Source organism: Flavobacterium endoglycinae, from assembly GCF_017352115.1.
Lineage (GTDB): Bacteria > Bacteroidota > Bacteroidia > Flavobacteriales > Flavobacteriaceae > Flavobacterium > Flavobacterium endoglycinae.
This window is the reverse complement of sequence record NZ_CP071448.1, coordinates 61,646-82,866: the sequence shown is the minus strand read 5'-3', so window position 1 is coordinate 82,866 and position 21,221 is coordinate 61,646. Positions and strand designations below refer to the sequence as shown.

Sequence of the window (21,221 nt, the reverse complement as noted above, 5' to 3'; positions counted from 1 at the left end):
CAATGAAATCTGTTACTTCGTTTTTTTTATTCTTACTCTTTACCTGTACCAATTCTTATTCACAACTAAGCGCAGATAAAATATTCGAAAGCTTTAAACAAGGAGAACGCACCAATTGTTCGTCAATTGCTTTTATCAAAGCCGCTTTAAATGTTTACGGATTGGATAATCTTTTCGTAAACGAGAAGGTAAATGATAGTCTCTATAAAATCACCCTTAAAAATAATGCTTCCTTTAATCTAAAAGAAGAGGAATTAGAAAAAGCCAGAGTATCTGCAGGTTTTGTATTTATAAAAGACAATTGCGAAAGCGAAAAAATATTAGAATATGCCGTTTTAACGTATGCTGTAATGGCTAAATACAAACAAATTATTGATAAAGAATCTACTTTTGATAAAGCTTTAGAAGATTTAGAAGATGGCACAGTTTATACACCTACAATATATAAATATCTAGGATTTAGAATAGGAAAGCAGATTCAGAAATTAAAAAGAGAAACTGGAAGCGAATTCTGCGGTGTCGTGGCGTGGTCAACAGCACATGCAGTATTTATCTGTGAAGAATTTATGGACTATTACGGAAATAAAAAGAGTATTTGGATTAAATATCCAGGACGTTTTAGAATTATTAAATCCTAAAAAGCAGTAATTATTTAATAAATCTTTTAAAAACACCTCTTATTACATCGATTTTAGCAGATTAGACCCGTTAAATTATATTTTTGAAAAAAAGAAAATAATAAAGTTGGTATTTAACATAAATTATATATTTTTGTTTTCATTAACAACCAATTACAAATAGAAAAAATGAAGAGTAAAATTACTTTACTAAGTGTCCTTTTCTTCTTGATCATATCTGCAGCTGCATCAGCTCAGGCAAAAAATGCCCCAAGAAGTATAATCAGTACAACAGCTCTAATCCGTAAATACCACGATCAAAAAGAATTAAGCGGTATGCAAAAAGGAGAACTTCTGGAATTATACATTGAACGTATTAAAGTTTTAGTGAAGACTCTTCCTTATATTGCTTTGGTTACAAAACCGGGTGTTACGATGGCAGACTTAGGTATTCCAGACGATAACGAACACAAAAAAGTGTTAGATGCTCAGGCAGTAGGTACATCAACTTTCTTAGATACTACAGTAGAATTCCAAAGAAAAATGATGCCATATTCAGATAAAGGTAACCTTATCGCTGCTATCTTATTCTACGAAAATACATTGAAATCGTTACACGAGTTCAACGAATTGAACGAAATGTAATAGCATTTGAAATATAAATTTAAATCTCCAAAGTCATTGATTTTGGAGATTTTTTATTTTAATACAAGTCAAAGAAATATAATCTATGGGAAATAGCATAACGATTTTAGACAATGGACCGTTTTATCATGGCACTAAGGCCGATTTAAAAATTGGTGATTTTCTAACAGCAGGCTTTAGATCGAATTATCATAGTGATGTTATTATGAATCATGTCTATTTTACTTCACTGGTGAATGGAGCAGGTTTAGCGGCAGAAATTGTATCCGGAAAAGGTTCGCCACGTGTTTATATTGTAGAACCCACAGGAAGTTTTGAAGATGATCCGAATGTGACTGATAAAAAATTTCCAGGTAATCCCACAAAATCGTATCGAAGTAAGGAGCCTTTAAAAATAATTGGTGAAATAACAGACTGGAAACGATTAACTCCTGAAGAATATAAAATGTGGCAGGAAAGACTGTCAAATCTCAAAGCAAATCCTGATGCAGAAATTATAAATTAAGTAATTATAATTTTTTCCATTCTTTCTGCAGCATAGCATATTGAAATTCACTTCCCCATTTTCCTTTAAAGAAGATATTCTCAATAAAATGACCTTCGCGTCTAAATCCGGTACTTTCGAGTAATTTTATAGAAGCTTCGTTTTCTGCATCAACGATTTCAACGATTCTATGAATATCTTTTTCTTCAAATAAGAACTTCATAATTCCCAGTAAAGTTTCTTTTGCATATCCTTTCTGTTGTTCAAGATGCGAAATGGTTATGCCAATTTCTGCAATTCGAGGATCGTAAGAATCCAGTTTTATAGCACAATCGCCAATAATTTTTTTGGTTTCATTGTTTTCAATAGCGTATTGAATCCATTGTCCCGGTTCTCCAAAATAGTGTATGGCATTTTCTTGTATAAAAGCTTCAGCCTCTTTTGAAGTCATAACATCAAAACCTTGATATTTGGTGACTTCAGGATTAGAACGATAAATATGAAAATCTTCTAAATCAGAAATACGGAGATGTCTTATTTGTAATCTTGAGGTTTGTATTTTGAGTTCTTTCATTTTAATTATTTGAATGAGTTAAATTATGAAAATAAAAAAAGTTTATACTTTGAGCATAAACTTTTTTTATTTGAGTAACTGGAAAAATTCTTAGTTACTTCCAGCAGCAGCTTTGTCTACCAAAAACAATAACTCACCAGAAACTGGTTTGATGAGTTGCATCGGATATGTAGTTGGATTGTATTCTCCTTTTGTTACTTCTTTCAAGGCAGGTGCTTTTTTCTCTCCAAAAGCCACGACAACAATTTTTTCTGCTTTATTAATTAAAGGAGCCGTAAGTGTAATACGGTGCATGTTTTGCGGTGCAAGGAAATAAGCGTCTACCCATTTGGTTTCTTCTTTTAAAACTTCTTCACCTGGAAAAAGAGAAGCTGTATGTCCGTCATCTCCCATTCCTAATAAAATCAGGTCGAATTTTCCTTCTTCACCTAAAACTTTTCTAATTGACTGTTCGTACGTTACGGCATACTCTTCTGGTGTAACGCCATCTTTGTACATCTCGAAGATATTTTCTTTCGGAATAGAAACATGATTTAGTAAAGTGCTGTAAGACATTTTAGCATTGCTCAAATCGTCGTTAAGCGGGACCCAGCGTTCATCTCCCCAGAAAATAAATACCTTATTCCAGTCAATTTTGTTTTTATAGTCGTCAGACGCCAATAATTTGTAAATACCGGCAGGAGATGAACCACCTGTTAGTACAGCGGTAAATTTGCCTTTTTCGGCAATTGCCTTTTGAGCAGATGACACAAAAAGATCTGCCGCCGTTGTATTGATTTCGTCTGTAGTATTATATATCTGTATCATCTATAAGTTCTTCTTTTGTTTGTGTGTTCGGAATCCATTTGTGCCCTTGACGTGCTAATAATTCATCAGCTTCTTCAGGTCCCCAGCTTCCTGCTTTGTAATTTGGAAAATTCTTTGGAGCAGTTGTTTTCCAAACTTGCTGAATGGTATCAATTGCGTCCCAAGCTTCTTCCACCTGATCCCAGCGCATAAATAGAGTAGGATCTCCTAATAATGCATCTGCGATTAAGGTTTCGTAGGCTTCTGGTGACATTGTAGAACATGCAAAATAATCAAAAACCATTTCGGCTGGTCTTAGAGACATTGATAAACCAGGTTTTTTGGTCATAAATTGCAGTTTAATATCCATCGAAGGTTGAATATTAATAATCAATCTGTTTGGTGTCATTCCTTCTTTTCCATATGAAAATGAAGAATGCGGAACAGGTTTAAACTGAATAATGATTGAAGATTGTTTTTCTTCCATTCTTTTTCCTGAACGCAAATAGAAAGGAATTCCCTGCCATCTCCAGTTATCCAAATAGATTTTCATTGCCACATAAGTTTCGGTATTAGAATCTGGTGCAATGCCCTTATCTTGGCGGTAACCAGGAACTGGAACGCCTTTGATTTCTCCAGCATCGTATTGGCCTCTTACAATATAATGGTCTACTTCTTCTGGTTTAATACGGCGAATCGATTTTAATACATCAGCTTTACGGTTACGAATATCATCTGCACTTAATGATGCTGGTGCTTCCATTGCTGTCATGCATAAAATTTGAAGCAAATGGTTCTGAATCATATCTTTTAAGGCACCAACACCTTCGTAGAATCCGCCGCGTTCCTCAACGCCAACTTCTTCTGCTACAGTAATCTGAACAAAATCGATAAAATTACGGCTCCATAAAGGTTCAAACATCGAATTTCCGAAACGGAAAGCTAAAATATTCTGAACTGTTTCTTTTCCTAAATAGTGATCGATTCTATAAATCTGCTCTTCTTTAAAAGTCTGCGAAAGCATTTCATTCAGCTCAATTGCAGAAGCTTTGTCGTATCCAAAAGGTTTTTCAATAATAATACGATCCTGTTTTGGATTGGCAGCAAGACCAATTTTTTTGATATTGCTAGAAATTGTTGAAATGAAAGAAGGTGTAATCGAAAGATAGAAAAGACGGTTAGCGCGTTCGCCAAAAGCCAGATCAAAATTGTTGATTTTCTCATTTAATCCGATATACGATTCTTCTTTGTCAATATCAAGGCTGTGGTAAGTAATGTGTGAAAGAAATTTTTCAGTTTCTGAATCGGAAAGTCCTTTTTTTCTTGAGAAAAGATTAAGGTTTTCTAAAACATATGCGCGAAAATCTTCATTGGTTTTTTCTGCTCTACCAAGAGCAATAATCTGGAACTTTTCAGACATACGTCCGTCAAGATACAGATTTTGAAAAGCGGGGAAGAGCTTTCTTTTTGCTAAATCCCCAGTTCCTCCAAAAATTACTATAATCGTTGGATTCTTTAGTTTATTTTTAGTCATTATGTGGTGTAGTTGTGTTGCTTTAATTGTTTATTCAGCCCATTGCGTGTGGAAAACACCTTCTTTGTCGATACGCTCGTAAGTATGTGCTCCAAAATAATCACGCTGTGCTTGAATTAAATTGGTTGGAAGATTAGCAGAACGATACGCATCAAAATACGCTAACGAGTTCATTAATCCTGAAACTGGTAATCCTTTTTGAACTGCAAATTGAATAACAGCTCTCATTCCTGATTGGTTTTCTGTTAGTTTTGAAGCGATTACGGTATCTAAAAGCAAGTTTGGCAAATCTGTTTTTGCTACATACGCTTTTCTGAAATCTTCTAAAATGGTAGCACGAATGATACATCCGCCACGCCAGATTTTAGCAACCGTTTCTAGGTTTAATCCGTAGTTGTATTCTTTAGAAGCCGTGTGAAGCTGTGCTAAACCTTGAGCATAAGTCACCACAATCGAAAAGAATAATGCCGATTTTAAAGAAGCAATAGCTTCGCTATGAGAAACATTGGTTTCATCAGCATTCCAAACTAATTTTTTAGCCGCTTCAATTCGTTCTGGTTTTGTTTTAGACATGTCGCGCATGTTCACTGCCGCGTCGATTGTTGGAACTGGAACTTGTAAATCCATTGCGTTTTGCGAAGTCCATTTCCCTGTGCCTTTAGATCTTGCCCAATCTGAGATTTTGTTGATTAATTGTGTGCCGTCTTCATCTTTTTGTTTTAAGATTTTTCCAGTGATTTCAATTAAATACGATCTAAGATCATCAGTTTGGTTCCATTCTTCAAAAGTTTTTTGAATTGTTTCATCATCTAGATTATAACCTCTTTTCATAAGGTCATAAATCTCAGAGATTAACTGCATGATTCCGTATTCGATTCCGTTGTGAACCATTTTTACGTAGTTTCCAGCAGATCCATTTCCTAAATATTCCACACAAGGCTCACCGTCAACTTTTGCTGCAATCGCTTCAAAAATTGGGCGAAGTCTTTCATATGCTTTTTGATCGCCGCCTGGCATCATAGCAGGACCAAAACGAGCTCCTTTTTCGCCGCCAGAAATTCCCATTCCAAAGAAATGAATTCCTTTTTCAGATAATTCTAAAAATCTTCTGTCAGTATCAGTAAAATAAGTATTTCCACCGTCGATAATGATGTCTCCCTTATCTAAATGCGGTAATAAGCTGGCAATAGCGCTGTCAACTGGTTTTCCTGCAGGAACTAAAAGCATAATTGCTCTTGGCTGCTGGATAAGTTCGACGAAATGTTTAACATCTGTAGTAGCTTCGATAGTATCGCCGGGACCGGCTTCTTGTTGAAGAGAGTTGACTTTTTCTGTATCTAAGTCTAAACCTGCGGCCGCAAAGTTATGGCTCGCAATATTTAAAAGTAAGTTACGGCCCATTACGCCGAGTCCTACAATTCCAAAATCAAATTTGTTCATAGTTTTTAATTAACTAAATTATTAGAAAAATGCTTTTTCTAAAAGATTGTAAGAAAAAATATAGTAATCTGTTTTCATTCAGTTCTTTGCGAAAAAACAAGGTTTGTTTTAATCTTACATGATAAGATTGCAGTGTGCTAAGTTAGAGAAAAATGATGAAAAACGATGCGATTTATAGTCGTCTTTAAGTGTTTATTGTGATACTTTTTTATGTGTTAAAAACACGTTTATTTTTGCTTTTGGATATTATGAAACACCAGTGAATTAGGGTTAATTTATGGTATTGCTAAATTCATAAAAATGAATTTTTTAATATTGATGTTTTTAAAAGAGAATATTGTAAAATATAAAGTTATTTTTTTGGAAATTCTCATTGATTTTGTCTTAAAACAGTAATTTTTCATCTAAACATATTCTTGATTTTGTAATCCGGTAGTTTTGTTTAAGATATTGATTATTAATGATTTAAATTAGCAAAAACGTTGTAAGAATCTTGATTTTTAACACATCTTTTTTTATTTTTTTGTTTTAGGATTAGTTTCGTTACACCCTTATTTAGGATAGAACTAATTTAAAAACCGAAAAATTATGAAAAGTCAATTACTCAATGTTTTTTTTAAACGAGACAGATATTGTCTCATAATGTGGATTTTTTTAATACTCTTCACTTCAAACTTACAAGCACAAAGAGGTTATTATGATGCTCCGTATAAAAGATATGAAGCAAATCTGGGCCAATTGTCAAATGGTGCTTCTACCACTTCAAAATCATATGTACAATCTGATTTACAATCAGAAGCTTCAGACCAGCAGTGTGTTAATATGTCTGCAACAAATGCTACTGTGCAATGGACACTCACTGAAGCAGCAGACGGACTTGTAATTCGCTACAGCGTTCCAGACGGACAAAGCGGAACTTTAGGTGTGTACAATGGAAGCACTAAACTTACAACTCTTACTTTGACTTCAACTTGGTCTTGGGAGTACTTGTGGAGTAATGGAAATCCTAACAACAACGGAATTACCAATCAAAATCCAAGAATGCGATTTGACGAAGTGCGTTATAAGCTTCCATCAAAAATTGCAGTATCAGGAACTTTAAAATTAGTAAGAGAATCAGGAAATATTCATGTGGATTTTGCTGAAATGGAATCTGTTCCTGCTGCTATTACCGCTCCAGCAGGTTCTGTAACGTATACTGGAAACGGAAGTGACTTACAGACATTTATTGATGCCAACGGCGGGAAAAAGATATTTATTCCAAGCGGTGTAATCAATGTTAACCGCGAATTGTATTTTGGTTCTGCTAATACGTCATTAATTGGAGCGGGAATGTGGTATACGCAAATTAATTTTACCAATACAAGCAGTTTAAACGGCGGATTACGTGCAAATGCGAGTAATATTTCATTCAGCGATTTGTATTTAACAACCAATTCGGCTTCAAGAAGTAATTCATATAAAGCGATAAATGGGGTTTTTACATCGGGATCTACTATCAAAAATATCTGGGCAGAGCATTTTGAATGCGGCGCCTGGATTGCACAATACAATGTGGGAGGACCTGCAATTGCTGATGGATTTACGATGTCGCATTGTCGTTTTAGAAATAATTATGCTGATGGAATTAACCTTTGTAAAGGAACTGCAAATGCTATTGTAGAACACTGTAACTTTAGAAATAATGGTGATGACGATCAAGCAATTTGGTCTGCAGACGGATTAGAATGTATTAATAATACGTTTAGATACAACACTTCTGAAAACTGCTGGCGTGCTTGTGGTCTTGCTATTTATGGAGGAAAAAATAACAAAGCCTACAATTTGATTATCAAAGATAATTTAGAAGCAGGAATTAGAGTTAGTAATAATTTTCCTGGTGCTCCATTTAATAATGATGGGATGCACGAAATTCACGATATCACGATCACCACCTGCGGAACTTTTAATGATACATACAATAATCCTGTAGCAGCTGTAGATATTTTTAGTGCAACTAATGCCGGATCTCAGGTTAAAAATGTTCAGCTATACAATCTTGATATTTTAGATTCAAGAAATGATGCTATTTCAATCAGCAAAAGATCAGGAGACGGAATTTATAATCTTTCATTTAAAGACATAACGGTTAATGGAACAGGTAAAGAATATCCAAACAATAATGCCTTAAATAGAAACTGGGGAAGAGGATATTTTGTATTAATTGCGGGTTCTCCAAGCGGAAATGGAACGTATTGTAATATGAATTATTCCAACAGAGGCGGTAATGCAGCGGCAAATGAAGAAACTAGTGCTATTGGTACGTTTTCATGGACGCAAAGCAGTAACTGCTCAACATCAAATGTAGCTGTAACAGGTGTAACACTTACGCCAAGTACGGTAACATTAAGCGTTGGAAGCACTCAGCAGTTAACTCCTACAGTAACACCTGCCAATGCTACAAACAAGACAGTTTCGTACAGTTCAAACAACACGGGAGTAGCAACGGTAAATTCATCTGGTTTAGTTACGGCAGTAGCTTCAGGATCAGCAACTATTACGGTTACGACTCAGGATGGTGCAAAAACTGCTGTATCTGCAATAACCGTAAACAATTCAAATGTTGCGGTAACTAGTGTAAGTCTTAGTCCGTCGACTGCGTCGTTAACGGTAGGAGGAACACAGCAATTGACACCGACTGTACTTCCATCAAATGCAACAAATAAATCAGTTAGTTATTCTTCAAATAATACTGGAGTAGTAACTGTCAATTCTTCTGGTTTGGTAACTGCAGTTTCAAATGGTACAGCAACCATTACCGTTACTACTGCTGACGGAAACAAAACAAGTACATGTGCTGTTACAGTAAGTACAGCTTCTGGAAATTATTTTGCGATTAAAAACAAATGGACGAATAATTATTTATACGACGCAGGAGCGAATGTTGGATACGGACCAACTGTGGCCAATAACAATTACAAATGGGAAAAAGTGGCTGTAGATGCTACTTATTTTATCATTAAGAATGTAGGTACTGGCGATATTATGCATATCGAAAACTTGAATGGAGCAGTGCAGTGTACAGCAGGTTCTACAGGTTGGTGGAGTGCACAATGGTCTACTGAAAATGTGGATGGAACTTGGGTAAGAATTAAAAACAGATGGCAGACAGGAAGTATGATTCATATTGAAAATCTAAATGGTTCTGCGCAATATATTGGAGCTCAAAATAACTGGGAAAGTGCACAATGGCAGTTTCAAAATACAACAGCGTCAAAAAGAGTAAGTACTGTTGAGACAGAAGTTCAAAATTTAGCAGTAAGTATTTACCCGAATCCAGCAGTAAATAATGAGTTTAATGTGGCGCTGCCAGAATTAAAGCAAGGCGATACAGCCGAAATTACGGTTACTGATATTAACGGAAGAAAGGTTTTAGTAAATCAGCTTCAGGAATCAGGAAAAATTAGTCACAATCTGGCGGCAGGAATATATGTTGTAACGATCAAGTCTAATGATTTTTCTATTTCGAAAAAACTCATTGTGAAATAATCGGTCATAAATTAAAATAAATAGAAAATGCTAAACGTCATGTTTAGCATTTTTTTTGTTTAAAAAACGACGATTTGCGATCGTTTCGCATTCTTTTTAATGCTTCTTTTCTTGTTATTGGGATTAAAAAAGGCTTTCAAAATGATCCAATTTGCGTCGTTTTAAAAAAAATCTTACATAGATTTTAAAATTATACTTTTATTTAAGTTGTTGTTTTTCAGGTGTTTGTTTTTTGATTGCTGATTTGATTAACATTTTTTTTGCAAAAAGTTCTCTTAAAATTTTGGGACTGAAATTTTTAATTTACCTTTGTTCTATCAAATTAGTAGAATTTAAATAAAATGCAAAGGTTAAAAACTATTTCATATACTTCATTTTTAAACATGCGGGGAATGATGGGCTCATTATGCCTTATGGATCACTGCTATTAAATTCTTCAATCACAATTTCATTTAAAATTTAATAAGACACATCCTTAGCAATAGGGCAGAAATCTCATGACTAATTCACAAAATAATAATCCAAAATAAAAGTAAAATGAAAAAACGAATGTGCAGCAAATAAAAAACCATTTCTGTTGCAGCAGAAATGGCGGAGCTTAAAAGAAATTATACATCTCTATAAGGAAAGCGAGAACGGAGAAATCCTTTTCGGCTCACCTTATTTATTAAACTAAAACAAAGTAATGAAAAAAAAATTAAATAGATATGCATGGTTATGTATTTTCTTGATTTCCATAGGGATTAAGGCACAAGAAACCAAACCGTTAATTCAGTCCAAACTGGAAGGAATCGTAGTTGATGCTGTTACAAAAGAGCCTATTATTGGGGCTTCTGTAAATATAAAAGGAACTACACACGGAGTTATTACTGATTTTGATGGAAAGTTCTTTTTCCAAACGGGACAAAAATTACCATATACTTTAATAGTAAGTTATTTAGGATATAAAAAAGCTGAAATTGTTGCTAATGAAAATCCAGTTACAATCAACTTAACTGAAGAGCAGAATTTATTATCAGAAGTTGTAGTTACGGCATTAGGAATTTCAAAAGAAAAGAAATCTTTAGGATATACTACTCAGTCACTTAAAACTAAAGACTTAGAAAATACGAAAGAAACCAATATTTTGAACAACCTTACCGGAAAATTGGCAGGGGTTCGTATTACAAATTCACAAGGTGATATGGGATCTTCTCGTATCGTTATTCGTGGAGAAACTTCTATTGCAGGAAACAATCAGCCTTTATTTGTAGTAGATGGAATTCCAGTAGATAACTCACAACTAGGAAGCGTTGGTGGAGCTACTCGTGACTTTAAAAACGCAATTGCCGATTTGAGTCCGCAGGATATCGAATCGATAAACGTATTAAAAGGACCAAACGCAGCTGCTTTATACGGTTCTCGTGCCGCGCATGGTGTAGTTTTGATTACTACAAAATCAGGAAAAGGACAAAAAGGATTGGGAATCACCTTTAATACCGGAATCACAATTTCTCAAGTAGCTACTTTACCTAGATTTCAAAATACATTTGGGCAAGGTTCTAACGGAAGATTCAGCTATGTAGATGGTAAAGGAGGCGGTGTAAATGACGGAGTTGACGAAAGCTGGGGACCAAGAATGGACGGTCGTCTTATTCCGCAATTCTATTCAAATGGTGAAGCAGTTCCTTTTGTAGCACATCCAGATAACGTAAAAGACTTCTTTAACAATGGATATACTTTTGATAACAGTATTTCGGTTGCGAAATCAAACGACAAATCAGATTTCCGTTTAGGTGTAAACAATCAAAAACAATTAGGAACAGTACCAAACAGTGAAGTCAATAAAACTAACTTTACGATTAATTCTAATTACCAAATCTCAGACAGAATCAAAGTAGGAGTAACAGGTAATTATATTGTTACAGATGCTCCTGCACTTCCGGGTGGTCCATCAGGTAACCGTGCTGCAGGTGTAATGCTTCAGTTTCTTTGGTTCGGACGCCAAGTTGATATCAATCAGCTTAGAAATAACAGAAATGTGAACTGGAACAACAGCTACTACAGCAATCCATACTGGAATGCCTATTATAATACCACAAGCCAGCAGCGTAACCGTTTAATTGGAGATATCCATTTAGAAGCAAAATTAGCAGAAGGACTTGATTTTAAATTCCGTACAGGCGTTGATTACTACAATGACAGAAGAAAGTACACTATTAAATACGGTACAAATGGAACTCCTTATGGTTCGTATGCAGAAGATGCTTACACGGTAAATGAAAGAAATACAGAGGGTATTTTTCATTATGATAAAAAATTAAGCGAAGATTTCTCTTTAGATGCACTTGCAGGATTTAATGTTCGCAGCCGTAATGATGCCAATAACTATCAAAAAGCACCACGTTTAGCGGTACCGGATTTGTATACATTAACCAATTCACGTGATCCATTAACATCATCAAATTTATTATCAAGATTAAAAGTGTATAGTGTTTATGCATCGGCACAATTAGGATTTAGAAATTATGCTTACTTAAACGTAACAGCTCGTAATGACTGGTCTTCAACATTGCCAAGCAATAACCGTTCTTATTTCTATCCATCGATTAATGGTAGTTTAATTTTATCTGAAGCTTTAAATATTAAAAGCAACACGCTTGATTTCTTAAAGTTACGCGGAGGTTGGTCTGAAGTTGGAAATGATGCAGATCCTTACCAATTGTCTACGATTTATAATTTCCAAACAGCATTTGATGGAAATCCTATTCAGACTTCTTCTCAAAAGAAACTGAATCCAGACTTAAAACCAGAAACTACACGTTCTACGGAGTTTGGTATTGAATCTTCTTTCTTTAAAAACAGACTTCACTTTGATGTAGCTTATTATAACACAAATAGTTTTGACCAGATTTTGGAAATCAAAACAACAGCTTCAAGCGGTTACAATTCTCAGTTGATCAATGCTGGAAAAATCAACAACCGTGGTATTGAGGTTCAATTAGATGGAACTCCAGTTCAAGGTAAAGATTTCAAATGGAATGTAGGCTTGAATTACTCAAGAAACAGAAGTAAAGTAGAAGTTTTAGATTATGATGGATTAATTAAAAACTATACTATTGGTTCTTCAGGAGGTGTTGATGTGTTGGCATCTGTAGGACAAGCTTATGGTGCACTTTACGGAACAGCGTATCAGCGTGATGAAAACGGAAATATTGTAGTAGGTGCAAACGGATTACCAAAAGCTGATCCGCAGAAAAAGGTTTTAGGACATTACACTCCTGATTACTTAGCCGGTATTACGAATACTATAACGTACAAAAACCTTGAACTTTCGTTCCTTGTGGATGCAAGTGTAGGAGGTGAGTTGTTTTCTGGAACAAACAGAACAGGAAATTATACAGGGGTATTAGCACAAACTCTTCCGGGTCGTGGTGCTGAAAATGGAGGATTAAGCTACTATTATCCAGGAAACAATACTGCAAATCCGAAAACATTGGTTGTAGGCGGAACTCCTCCAAGTGGTGTAACGGTTTATGATGACGGTATGATCTTTAATGGTGTCTTTGCTGATGGAACTGCAAATAACAAAGTAATCAGTGCGCAGGAATATTACAAAGCATCATACAATATTAGTGAAGCATACATCTACAGCTCAACTTTTGTAAAATTAAGAGAAGTAAAATTAACGTATAATTTCGACAAGAAATTTGCTAATAAACTTGGATTTCAAGCCGCGAGTGTTACAGCAGCGGGACGTAACTTATTATTTATTTACAAAGATGCGCCAAATATTGATCCTGAAACAGCTTTCAATACTGGAAACGCACAAGGATTGGAAAGTTTATCGCTTCCAACTACCAGAAACTTCAGTTTGAATGTTAATCTTAAATTCTAAAAACAAGAAATCATGTTAAAAAAACTATTATATACAACACTGTTTGCACTAACACTGACTTCTTGCAGTGATAGTCTGGATGATATTAATAAAAATCCAAATGCAACCGAAACACCATTGGCTCCATATCTTTTAACAGGGACTTTAAAACAAGGTGCTGATTTATACTGGGGAGATGCGAATAACTTTAACTCATCTTTGTTGTTTGTACAACATTGGGCTAAAATTCAGTATACAGAACCAGACCGATATGATGTATCGAATACTTCGTTTACTTCTTTATGGAATACGGGATATGCAACTTTGATCACAGATTTAAACACTATTCTGAAATTCCCAGAGGCACAAGCCAATTCAAATTATAAAGGTATTGCATTGACATTACGTTCATGGACCTTTTTACTTTTGACAGATGCTTACGGAAATATTCCGTACAAAGAAGCAGGTCAAAAAGTAACTCCGGCTTATGACACGCAAAAAGATGTGTACACAGGATTATTAGAAGATTTAAAACAAGCACAGTCTTTATTAAATACTTCAAACGGTGCTGTAACTGGAGATTTAGTGTACAAAGGAGATATTGGAAAATGGAAAAGATTTGTAAATTCACTTCGTCTGCGTATTGCTTTACGAATTTCAGACAAAGAACCTGCTTTAGCAAAACAAGCGGCTATTGAGGCTACAAATGATGCTGCTGGCGTTTTAAGCAATAACAGTGATACTTTTAAATTTACTTATACAAGTTCACCTCAGCAAAATCCAGCTTCTGCATGGTTTGAAACACGTGATGATTTCCGTATTTCAAAAACAATGGTAGATAAATTAAATGAATTTTCAGATCCGCGTTTACCGGTTTACGCACAATTGCCGTCAGATGCAAGTGTAGGTAAATATGTTGGAGGAGCAAACGGATTATCAAACAGTGATGCTAATAGCCAAGGATTTGCTAAAACATCCAAACCAGGAACTTATTTCCTTACATCAGCATCACCTGCTGTAATCGCTTCTTATTCTGAAACGCTTTTCAATCTTGCCGAAGCTGCTGCACGTGGTTATATTGCAGGAGATGCAGAGCAGTATTATAGAAACGCCATTATAGCATCGTTTAATCAATTTGGAATCACAGATCCAACGGTTATTGCGAATTACCTTAATCAGGCAGTTGTAAAATATGATGCAACCAATTATGCAAAATCAATTGGAACACAAAAATGGATTGCATTCTTCGGACAAGGTCTTGATGCTTTTACAGAATGGAGAAGACTTGATTATCCTGTTTTAACAGCAGGTCCAGCAACTGTTTTAGACGGAAAAATTCCTTCACGTTTTTTCTATCCTGGAACAGAACAATCATTGAACGGTACTAGTTATCAGGCTGCAATTGCTGTTCAAGGAAAAGACTTGTTGACAACTAAATTATGGTTTGATGCTAAATAAGCGCTTATTCTAAATTAGCACAAAATTTCATCAAAAAGCCCTGTATCAAATTGATACAGGGCTTTTCAATTTTAAGTAATAAATATCTGCTTTTCTAGACTTTACTATTTTTAGATCTAAATTTTAGAAAAAATGTTACTTATATTGCTGGTACGATATCTTTTACTGGAACAGGCCAAACACCAGGACTTGGGAAACTGATTCCTTTATTAGCTCCTCTTACGCTCGCATCTTGTCCGAAATAATACAATGGCCAGCCATTGTAAGTAATTTGCGCTTTTCCAAACACAGTAATAACAGCAAATTTAGATTTGTCAAGAGCAGATGGCACTACAATTTTATCGGTTTCATAAATGGGCCATACGCCATTGTTTGAAAAATCAGCCTTTGTAAAATTGTTTTTATTGAAATTATCGCCTTTATAAGTATACAACGTAATTCCTTTTGCATCTGTAAAATAAGTCGTTAATCCATCTCCAACAGTATAATCTGATTTGTAGTTTTTGCCGTCATGTCCCACGAGCTGACTTCTTACAATCATTATAGAATAATCTGGTTTTGCAATAAACCAAACACCGCCCACTCCGTCTCCAGTAGTTTTACCCGGAGCTTCAGGGCTATTTACTCCACCATATCCGTCACTTGAAGTTACTGGAGCATAATAATATAAGGGCCAGCCTTTGTATGTTAATTGTTTTTTGCCAGATCCTGTTGTTATAGAACCAAAATCAGAAAATGTCAATCCCGCGCCTAATTTGTCAGCAGTTAAATTATCTACAAAAAATACCGGCCAGACTACTTCACATCCTCCTGTACAAGAAGATTGGCCATTAGCATCAGTAGAGAAAAAATACAAAGATCTTCCATCTTTGTCTGTAAGATAGGTTCCTAATGTTGTACTCGTAGCAAGGTTGATTTCTTTTTTTGCTTCTGGGGTTGGAGTAGGTTCATTACTATTGTCACTGCTGCAGCTTTGAAAGAGGGTAGTCATGATAACAGCAGCTAAAGCGAATTTGATTTGTTGTAATTTCATTGTAATTTAATTTAGGTTATTGAAAAGTGAAAAAATATAGTACACTGCAACAGCAGTTTATATTTCAAGTTCTAAGGGGGATACTTTGTTTTTACATTTTATTCTTTAGCGATCAATTGTAAAACAACTATGAGATCAATTACCCTACTTGCTGCGTTATTTATTTTCTAGAAAAGAGTACTAATTTTTTTTAATACGCTGAGTCGGTTTTGTGTATAAGTGAATTGCATCCATACAGAAACTTTAAGGAAATAGAGAAGATTTAGATAATTTTAAATTCATTATTTCCTGAGTAAAGGTTTCTTTTCTCTTCTATATTTCTTATTTTTAATAGATTGAATCATTAAAAATGAATGCAATTATGATTTTAGGAATTAAGCGTTTACTGCCATTTGTATTGTTGATGATCAGTTTTATCACGCCGCACAATATGAAAGCCCAGCTGCTGGGATCAGCCAAAACCACAACTGAAGAACCAGCCAAAACTCCTGATGATTCTTTGGGAAGAAGAACGCCTCAGGGAACAGTTAACGGATTTATTAAAGCACTCGCCGATCAAAATTACCTGCGCGCCAGCCAGTATTTTGTTTTAAGCAAACGTTCGTACCGCAAAACCGCTGAGAGAATCAGAATCGCCAAAACATTTCAGCAGTTATTGGATCAGGGAGGTAATTTATCGCCATCTTCCATTATCAGCAATAAAGAAACCGGCCGTATAGACGATGATCTAGCAACAGGTGTCGATTTGGTCGGAAATATATCAAGTGACAAAACTACAATACCGCTTTATGTCGAAAACCAGTCAGATGACAGTCAGCCGCCTTTATGGCTTTTTTCGGCAGAAACAATAGAATCGATTGTATCTGCTGATATTAGAGGAGAAAAAACATTTTTAGACCGAGTACTTCCCAATGTTTTAAAAGAAAAAAAACTGGGAAATGTACCCATCGGACATTGGGGCGTAGTTGTGGTAATGACTATCGTTTCTTATTTACTGTCAAGACTGCTGATTTTTGTGTTTGTTTTTCTACTCCAAAAATTATGGAAGAAGGCAGATACCGAAAAAGGAAATGCCATTATAGATGCTTTTACATTACCAGTCCAGATGTATCTGACGGTAATTTTGTTTGTAGCTTTTACTCAGAGAATGGGAATTTCCATAGTAGTAAGACAGCGTTTTAGTATTATCATCATCACCATTGGAATTGTTGCTTTTTTAATTCTGCTCTGGCGAATGACCGATTTTGTGAGCATGTTTACCAGAAGCAGAATGAACAGACGCGGACGAATTTCTGCGGTTTCGGCAATTTTGTTTTTAAGCCGTACCACTAAAGTCGCAATTGTATTCATAGGTATTATTGCTATACTTGGAATCATTGGTGTAGATGTAACTGCTGGGCTTGCAGCTCTGGGAATTGGAGGTATCGCATTGGCATTGGGAGCACAAAAAACAATTGAAAATTTTGTAGGAAGTGTGAGCCTTATTGCAGATCAGCCATTAAGAGTAGGCGATTATTGCCGTGTAGATGATATTAAGGGAACCGTAGAATCTATAGGAATGCGTTCGACAACTTTACGCACTTCAGCACGAACGATTGTGACGATTCCAAACGGACAGCTCTCTGCCAGTAAAATCGAAAATTTTGCCCATCGCGACCGTTTTATTTTTAATCCCATTTTTAATTTCAGAATGGAAACAACACCCGATCAAATGCGATACCTGCTGATAGAACTCAGGTCTTTATTGTATTCTCATCCAGCGGTATTAAATTCACCTCCAGTAGTACGCTTTACCGGAATTACCACCGACGCTTTGAAGGTTGAAATTACAGCTTACATTGAATCCATAAATTTTGAAACATCACAGGAAGTACAAGAAGATTTATTACTGCGCATGATGGACATAATCGAGAAAAGTGGTACTGCTTTGGCTTATCCATCTCAAACACTTTATATGGCACGGGATACTCCTTTTTCAGCCGAAAAAGCAGCTGAAGTTTCAGAAACGGTTAAAAAATGGAAAGAAAACAACGAATTGCAATTGCCAAAATTTGACCCAAAACGTGTTGAAGAATTAAAAGGCAGTGTACAATATCCAGAGGAAGGCAGTTATAAACCAGAAGAAGAATAAATTACAAAATACAGGTAAAATCTATGATTTCTGTAACTGACTAACGGAATCCTGTAACTGTTTTGATAATCAGAGTTTTAATTTTGTTTTTAAAATTTATAAACTCAAACTACTGGATTATGAAAACACTTTTGAAAACAAGAATCGTAATACTGCTGTTTGCTTCGACAGCGCTATTTTCATGTAAAAAGAATGAGAATAATACTGTCGATGCCAATCAGAAAGATACATTAGATATGTCTGTCGATACCATTGGTCCATCTATTGATTCATCTGCAACCTTAGATCCTGAGCAGCATGGCAAGTACGGAACTACAGGGGCTACAGGCGAAGGTTCAACCGGATCGGGTACCGATGGGTCGCTTCAAAAAGGGAATCAAAATATAAAAACAGATTCCATTAAAAAGTAATCTCTAAGTGTTGAAATTAGATTTTTATTGTTGAATTAAAAATAATAATTATGAAATTACCTAAAGAAATTACTAATGGATTTTTGATCTTCGTAGGGATAGCATTATTCTTCCTTCTAATGGAACTATTAAACCTTTCAAATTTATTTTATTTAAGGCTTCTCAATGTTTTATTTATTTTCTACGGTGTAAACCGAAGTTTGAAAATGAATCTTGCCGAAGGAAAAAACGGATTTGTACCCAATGCCATTTCAGCTATGGTTACTTCATTTACAGCAGTAGTTGTAAGTATTGTGGCACTTCTTATTTACAGTTATGCCAAAGGAGGTGACCGTTATGTAAAATCCTTATCTGAAGCGTTTATGTTTGGAGGAGAACCTTCCGTTACCACGTATTGTCTTTCATTGTTTTTTGAAGGAACAGCATCTTGTATCATTGTAACCCTTTTATTGATGTTGTATTGGAATAATAAATATGCAGCTGATTAAATGCAATGCTATACAATTCGGATCATTAAAAAATAAATCCTGAAAAGAAACTATTTAGATTCCTTTCAGGATTTATTTTTATTCGATAATTAATTTGTGACATTAGTAATCGTCATCCTCGTCTTCATCGGGTTTTGTCTCATCTAATGTTCTTCTATTAGCATCATTGTCAAAATCATCGTCGTCATCTTCATCTTTAAGATCCTCATCTAAATCTTGAGCTATAGAGGCATTTTTTTGAAAGAAAGGATCTGAAGTGTCATTTTCTTTTTCATCAGAATGTTCACTTATGCTATCCTCATCATGATGTGGTATATGACTGTGTCTGTCTGATTCGTTTTGATGCTGATTAATTGCTGGATCTTTTTTTTCCATCGTTTCTGAATTAATAGAATCTCCGGCAACGTGATCTGCTGCTTGATAAGTAAAATCTTCCTGATCGTAATTATCATAATTTTCTCTTGACATAATATTTAGTTTTAATGTGATACTTAATTCTTTTTTGTATGGTTTGTTCTACTGTTTTTCTCTTTGTGACTTGTAAGTAATTCACGAGCTTGTTTCAATCCTGTTGCAATTGCAACTCCTTCTTCAGCGCCATCCTGAAGCAGGGCGTTGGCTATTTCAACAGCTTTTTCCCGAATTTCTTTCGGCTGATTTTTATAGGAGGGAGGATAATCTCCGGAATACCAAGGCATGACTTAAAAATTAAATGGGTTATTTAAGGATTTCCTTCACCACCGCTGGAACCATAGATTTGTCCAGTCGCATAACTCGCATCTTCAGCTACCAGCTGAACATAAATGGAAGCAAGCTCTGCCGGTTGTCCGGGTCTTCCCATAGGCGTTTGTGAACCAAAATTCTTAAGTTTTTCCATTGTCGCACCACCGCTTACCTGAAGCGCCGTCCATACAGGACCAGGAGCCACTCCGTTTACGCGTATTCCTTTAGGAGCTAGTTGTCGGGCCAGTGATTTAATATAATTGGTAGTTGCTGCTTTTGTTTGTGCATAATCGTACAAATCTTCAGTAGGAGCATAAGCTTGAACTGAACTTGTCCCTATTATCGAAGAACCTGGCTTTAGATGAGGAAGTGCTGCTTTTATAATCCAGAAAGGAGCATAAATATTTGTTTTCATGGTCGCATCAAAATCTTCTGTCGAAATATCTAGAATTGAATCATGAGTTTGCTGTCTTGCAGCATTATTAATAACAATATCCAGACCTCCAAGCGCTTTTACGGCTTGTTCGACTAACGATTTGCAGAAATTTTCATCTCTTAAATCTCCCGGAATTGCTACTGCTTTTCGTCCTTCTGCTTTAATAAGCTGAATAACTTCTTTTGCATCTTCCTCTTCAGTAGGATAGTAATTTATTGCTACATCGGCACCTTCTCTGGCATAGGCAATAGCTGCTGCTCTTCCCATACCTGAGTCACCACCAGTTATTAAAGCTTTACGGCCTTTTAATCTGCCAGAACCTTTATAACTCTTTTCTCCATGATCAGGACGCGGATCCATTTTACTAACAAGTCCCGGCCAAGGCTGCGATTGTTCTTTAAAGGGCGGACGGGGATATTTTGTGGTTGGATCTTCGGGGAGTGTAGACCATTCTTCTTTCATAGAAAAATCAGCTCCAATGACTGGTGTGAAAGCAGTTGTTAAACAAATTGCTCCCATTCCTGTTAAAGCAGTTCTTCGTGATATTTTGTTTTTATCATCCATAACTTCAAATCTTAAATTAATATTTTCTTTGAATAGTTAAAATTAATGATATTGATTTCCAGTGTTTTATATGATTAGTTTTTCGATTTACATAATACGCCTTAAAATGAATATCTTACATCTTTTATGGATAAAAAAAAAGCCAGTGATTGCACTGGCTAAAATGTTTTACTGTATTTTTTTTAGAGCTTACTCTCATCATAATCTCCCATCAGATTATAATCTTCTTCTTCCCAATCATTTTCATCATATTCTGAATTATAATCATCATCAAGATAATCTTCTCGAAGATCATCAAGCTTTAGTCCATAATGATTGGCGGCTAATGAATCTGCATTGTTGCTCTCCAAATAATTATCGTAGTTTATCAAAAGCTGCTCTTCGTATGAAGTCAGATCGCTTTCCTGTGGGTCTAAATTAAAGTAGTTATCAGATATCATATAAAATCAGTTTAAATTAATAGTAGTGTTCGCGTCAAATTTTTCTCTAGATAAGGAACTCTAATTTATATTCT

General features: G+C 35.4%; 18 protein-coding genes. 9 read left to right on the top strand and 9 right to left on the bottom strand.

Annotated features, from left to right (window positions below; all coding sequences use genetic code 11):
• Window positions 1-2 precede the first annotated feature (2 nt).
• The 3 genes from J0383_RS00350 to arr all read left to right on the top strand — a co-directional run bounded on the left by J0383_RS00350 (window position 3) and on the right by arr (window position 1,767).
• A complete protein-coding gene (locus J0383_RS00350; RefSeq protein WP_207296474.1) occupies window positions 3-638 on the top strand; it encodes a hypothetical protein in 636 nt (211 codons plus the stop codon).
• Between the two features lie 168 nt (window positions 639-806).
• Entirely contained in the window at window positions 807-1,262 is a 456-nt protein-coding gene (locus J0383_RS00345) for a hypothetical protein (RefSeq protein WP_207296473.1), read from the top strand.
• A gap of 85 nt (window positions 1,263-1,347) precedes the next feature.
• Window positions 1,348-1,767 carry an NAD(+)--rifampin ADP-ribosyltransferase gene (gene arr, locus J0383_RS00340; protein ID WP_207296472.1) on the top strand — a complete coding sequence of 140 codons (420 nt, stop codon included), beginning with the start codon at window positions 1,348-1,350 and terminating at the stop codon, window positions 1,765-1,767.
• A 4-nt stretch (window positions 1,768-1,771) separates the two neighbouring features.
• Here the strand turns inward: arr and J0383_RS00335 are convergent, their stop codons facing one another.
• The 4 genes from J0383_RS00335 to gndA all read right to left on the bottom strand — a co-directional run bounded on the left by J0383_RS00335 (window position 1,772) and on the right by gndA (window position 6,080).
• Window positions 1,772-2,320 carry a GNAT family N-acetyltransferase gene (locus J0383_RS00335; protein ID WP_207296471.1) on the bottom strand — a complete coding sequence of 183 codons (549 nt, stop codon included), beginning with the start codon at window positions 2,318-2,320 and terminating at the stop codon, window positions 1,772-1,774.
• 90 nt (window positions 2,321-2,410) lie between these two features.
• Window positions 2,411-3,127, bottom strand: a complete 717-nt coding sequence (gene pgl, locus J0383_RS00330; RefSeq protein WP_207296470.1) for a 6-phosphogluconolactonase — start codon at window positions 3,125-3,127, stop codon at window positions 2,411-2,413.
• Window positions 3,111-4,640: a glucose-6-phosphate dehydrogenase gene (gene zwf / locus J0383_RS00325; RefSeq protein WP_207296469.1), complete on the bottom strand. Its 1,530-nt coding sequence runs from the start codon at window positions 4,638-4,640 to the stop codon at window positions 3,111-3,113. The genes pgl and zwf overlap by 17 nt, the downstream gene beginning before the upstream one ends.
• 30 nt (window positions 4,641-4,670) lie before the next feature.
• Entirely contained in the window at window positions 4,671-6,080 is a 1,410-nt protein-coding gene (gndA, locus tag J0383_RS00320; RefSeq protein WP_207296468.1) for an NADP-dependent phosphogluconate dehydrogenase, read from the bottom strand.
• Between the two features lie 588 nt (window positions 6,081-6,668).
• Between gndA and J0383_RS00315 the strand changes: the two genes are divergently transcribed.
• The 3 genes from J0383_RS00315 to J0383_RS00305 all read left to right on the top strand — a co-directional run bounded on the left by J0383_RS00315 (window position 6,669) and on the right by J0383_RS00305 (window position 14,922).
• Complete coding sequence (locus J0383_RS00315; RefSeq protein WP_207296467.1) at window positions 6,669-9,608, top strand: Ig-like domain-containing protein; 2,940 nt, start codon at window positions 6,669-6,671, stop codon at window positions 9,606-9,608.
• Between the two features lie 685 nt (window positions 9,609-10,293).
• Window positions 10,294-13,485 carry a SusC/RagA family TonB-linked outer membrane protein gene (locus J0383_RS00310; RefSeq protein ID WP_207296466.1) on the top strand — a complete coding sequence of 1,064 codons (3,192 nt, stop codon included), beginning with the start codon at window positions 10,294-10,296 and terminating at the stop codon, window positions 13,483-13,485.
• Window positions 13,486-13,497: 12 nt separating this feature from the next.
• Window positions 13,498-14,922 (top strand): SusD/RagB family nutrient-binding outer membrane lipoprotein, encoded by a 1,425-nt coding sequence (locus J0383_RS00305; protein ID WP_207296465.1) that lies wholly within the window; start codon window positions 13,498-13,500, stop codon window positions 14,920-14,922.
• A gap of 139 nt (window positions 14,923-15,061) precedes the next feature.
• On the opposite strand, the gene J0383_RS00300 is transcribed toward J0383_RS00305, so the two are convergent.
• On the bottom strand, window positions 15,062-15,955 hold the full coding sequence (locus J0383_RS00300; protein ID WP_207296464.1) for a hypothetical protein: 894 nt from the start codon (window positions 15,953-15,955) through the stop codon (window positions 15,062-15,064).
• A gap of 349 nt (window positions 15,956-16,304) precedes the next feature.
• On the opposite strand from J0383_RS00300, the gene J0383_RS00295 reads away from it, so the two are divergent.
• The 3 genes from J0383_RS00295 (at window position 16,305) to J0383_RS00285 (ending at window position 18,984) form a co-directional block, all read left to right on the top strand.
• A complete protein-coding gene (locus J0383_RS00295; RefSeq protein ID WP_239023198.1) occupies window positions 16,305-18,086 on the top strand; it encodes a mechanosensitive ion channel family protein in 1,782 nt (593 codons plus the stop codon).
• A 119-nt stretch (window positions 18,087-18,205) separates the two neighbouring features.
• Window positions 18,206-18,496: a hypothetical protein gene (locus tag J0383_RS00290; protein WP_207296463.1), complete on the top strand. Its 291-nt coding sequence runs from the start codon at window positions 18,206-18,208 to the stop codon at window positions 18,494-18,496.
• A gap of 50 nt (window positions 18,497-18,546) precedes the next feature.
• On the top strand, window positions 18,547-18,984 hold the full coding sequence (locus J0383_RS00285) for a hypothetical protein (protein ID WP_207296462.1): 438 nt from the start codon (window positions 18,547-18,549) through the stop codon (window positions 18,982-18,984).
• A 102-nt stretch (window positions 18,985-19,086) separates the two neighbouring features.
• Here the strand turns inward: J0383_RS00285 and J0383_RS00280 are convergent, their stop codons facing one another.
• The 4 genes from J0383_RS00280 to J0383_RS00265 form a co-directional block, all read right to left on the bottom strand.
• Entirely contained in the window at window positions 19,087-19,452 is a 366-nt protein-coding gene (locus J0383_RS00280; RefSeq protein ID WP_207296461.1) for a hypothetical protein, read from the bottom strand.
• Between the two features lie 23 nt (window positions 19,453-19,475).
• Window positions 19,476-19,682: a DUF2188 domain-containing protein gene (locus tag J0383_RS00275; RefSeq protein WP_207296460.1), complete on the bottom strand. Its 207-nt coding sequence runs from the start codon at window positions 19,680-19,682 to the stop codon at window positions 19,476-19,478.
• 23 nt (window positions 19,683-19,705) lie between these two features.
• Entirely contained in the window at window positions 19,706-20,707 is a 1,002-nt protein-coding gene (locus J0383_RS00270) for an SDR family oxidoreductase (protein WP_317196718.1), read from the bottom strand.
• 182 nt (window positions 20,708-20,889) lie between these two features.
• Entirely contained in the window at window positions 20,890-21,147 is a 258-nt protein-coding gene (locus tag J0383_RS00265) for a hypothetical protein (RefSeq protein WP_207296459.1), read from the bottom strand.
• Between the last annotated feature and the right edge of the window lie 74 nt (window positions 21,148-21,221).

Coding starts and splice junctions, on each gene's coding strand:
- J0383_RS00350 (WP_207296474.1), top strand. CDS start 3: ATGAAATCTGTTACTTCGTTTTTTTTATTCTTACTCTTTACCTGTACC.
- J0383_RS00345 (WP_207296473.1), top strand. CDS start 807: ATGAAGAGTAAAATTACTTTACTAAGTGTCCTTTTCTTCTTGATCATA.
- arr (WP_207296472.1), top strand. CDS start 1,348: ATGGGAAATAGCATAACGATTTTAGACAATGGACCGTTTTATCATGGC.
- J0383_RS00335 (WP_207296471.1), bottom strand. CDS start 2,320: ATGAAAGAACTCAAAATACAAACCTCAAGATTACAAATAAGACATCTC.
- pgl (WP_207296470.1), bottom strand. CDS start 3,127: ATGATACAGATATATAATACTACAGACGAAATCAATACAACGGCGGCA.
- zwf (WP_207296469.1), bottom strand. CDS start 4,640: ATGACTAAAAATAAACTAAAGAATCCAACGATTATAGTAATTTTTGGA.
- gndA (WP_207296468.1), bottom strand. CDS start 6,080: ATGAACAAATTTGATTTTGGAATTGTAGGACTCGGCGTAATGGGCCGT.
- J0383_RS00315 (WP_207296467.1), top strand. CDS start 6,669: ATGAAAAGTCAATTACTCAATGTTTTTTTTAAACGAGACAGATATTGT.
- J0383_RS00310 (WP_207296466.1), top strand. CDS start 10,294: ATGAAAAAAAAATTAAATAGATATGCATGGTTATGTATTTTCTTGATT.
- J0383_RS00305 (WP_207296465.1), top strand. CDS start 13,498: ATGTTAAAAAAACTATTATATACAACACTGTTTGCACTAACACTGACT.
- J0383_RS00300 (WP_207296464.1), bottom strand. CDS start 15,955: ATGAAATTACAACAAATCAAATTCGCTTTAGCTGCTGTTATCATGACT.
- J0383_RS00295 (WP_239023198.1), top strand. CDS start 16,305: ATGAATGCAATTATGATTTTAGGAATTAAGCGTTTACTGCCATTTGTA.
- J0383_RS00290 (WP_207296463.1), top strand. CDS start 18,206: ATGAAAACACTTTTGAAAACAAGAATCGTAATACTGCTGTTTGCTTCG.
- J0383_RS00285 (WP_207296462.1), top strand. CDS start 18,547: ATGAAATTACCTAAAGAAATTACTAATGGATTTTTGATCTTCGTAGGG.
- J0383_RS00280 (WP_207296461.1), bottom strand. CDS start 19,452: ATGTCAAGAGAAAATTATGATAATTACGATCAGGAAGATTTTACTTAT.
- J0383_RS00275 (WP_207296460.1), bottom strand. CDS start 19,682: ATGCCTTGGTATTCCGGAGATTATCCTCCCTCCTATAAAAATCAGCCG.
- J0383_RS00270 (WP_317196718.1), bottom strand. CDS start 20,707: ATGGATGATAAAAACAAAATATCACGAAGAACTGCTTTAACAGGAATG.
- J0383_RS00265 (WP_207296459.1), bottom strand. CDS start 21,147: ATGATATCTGATAACTACTTTAATTTAGACCCACAGGAAAGCGATCTG.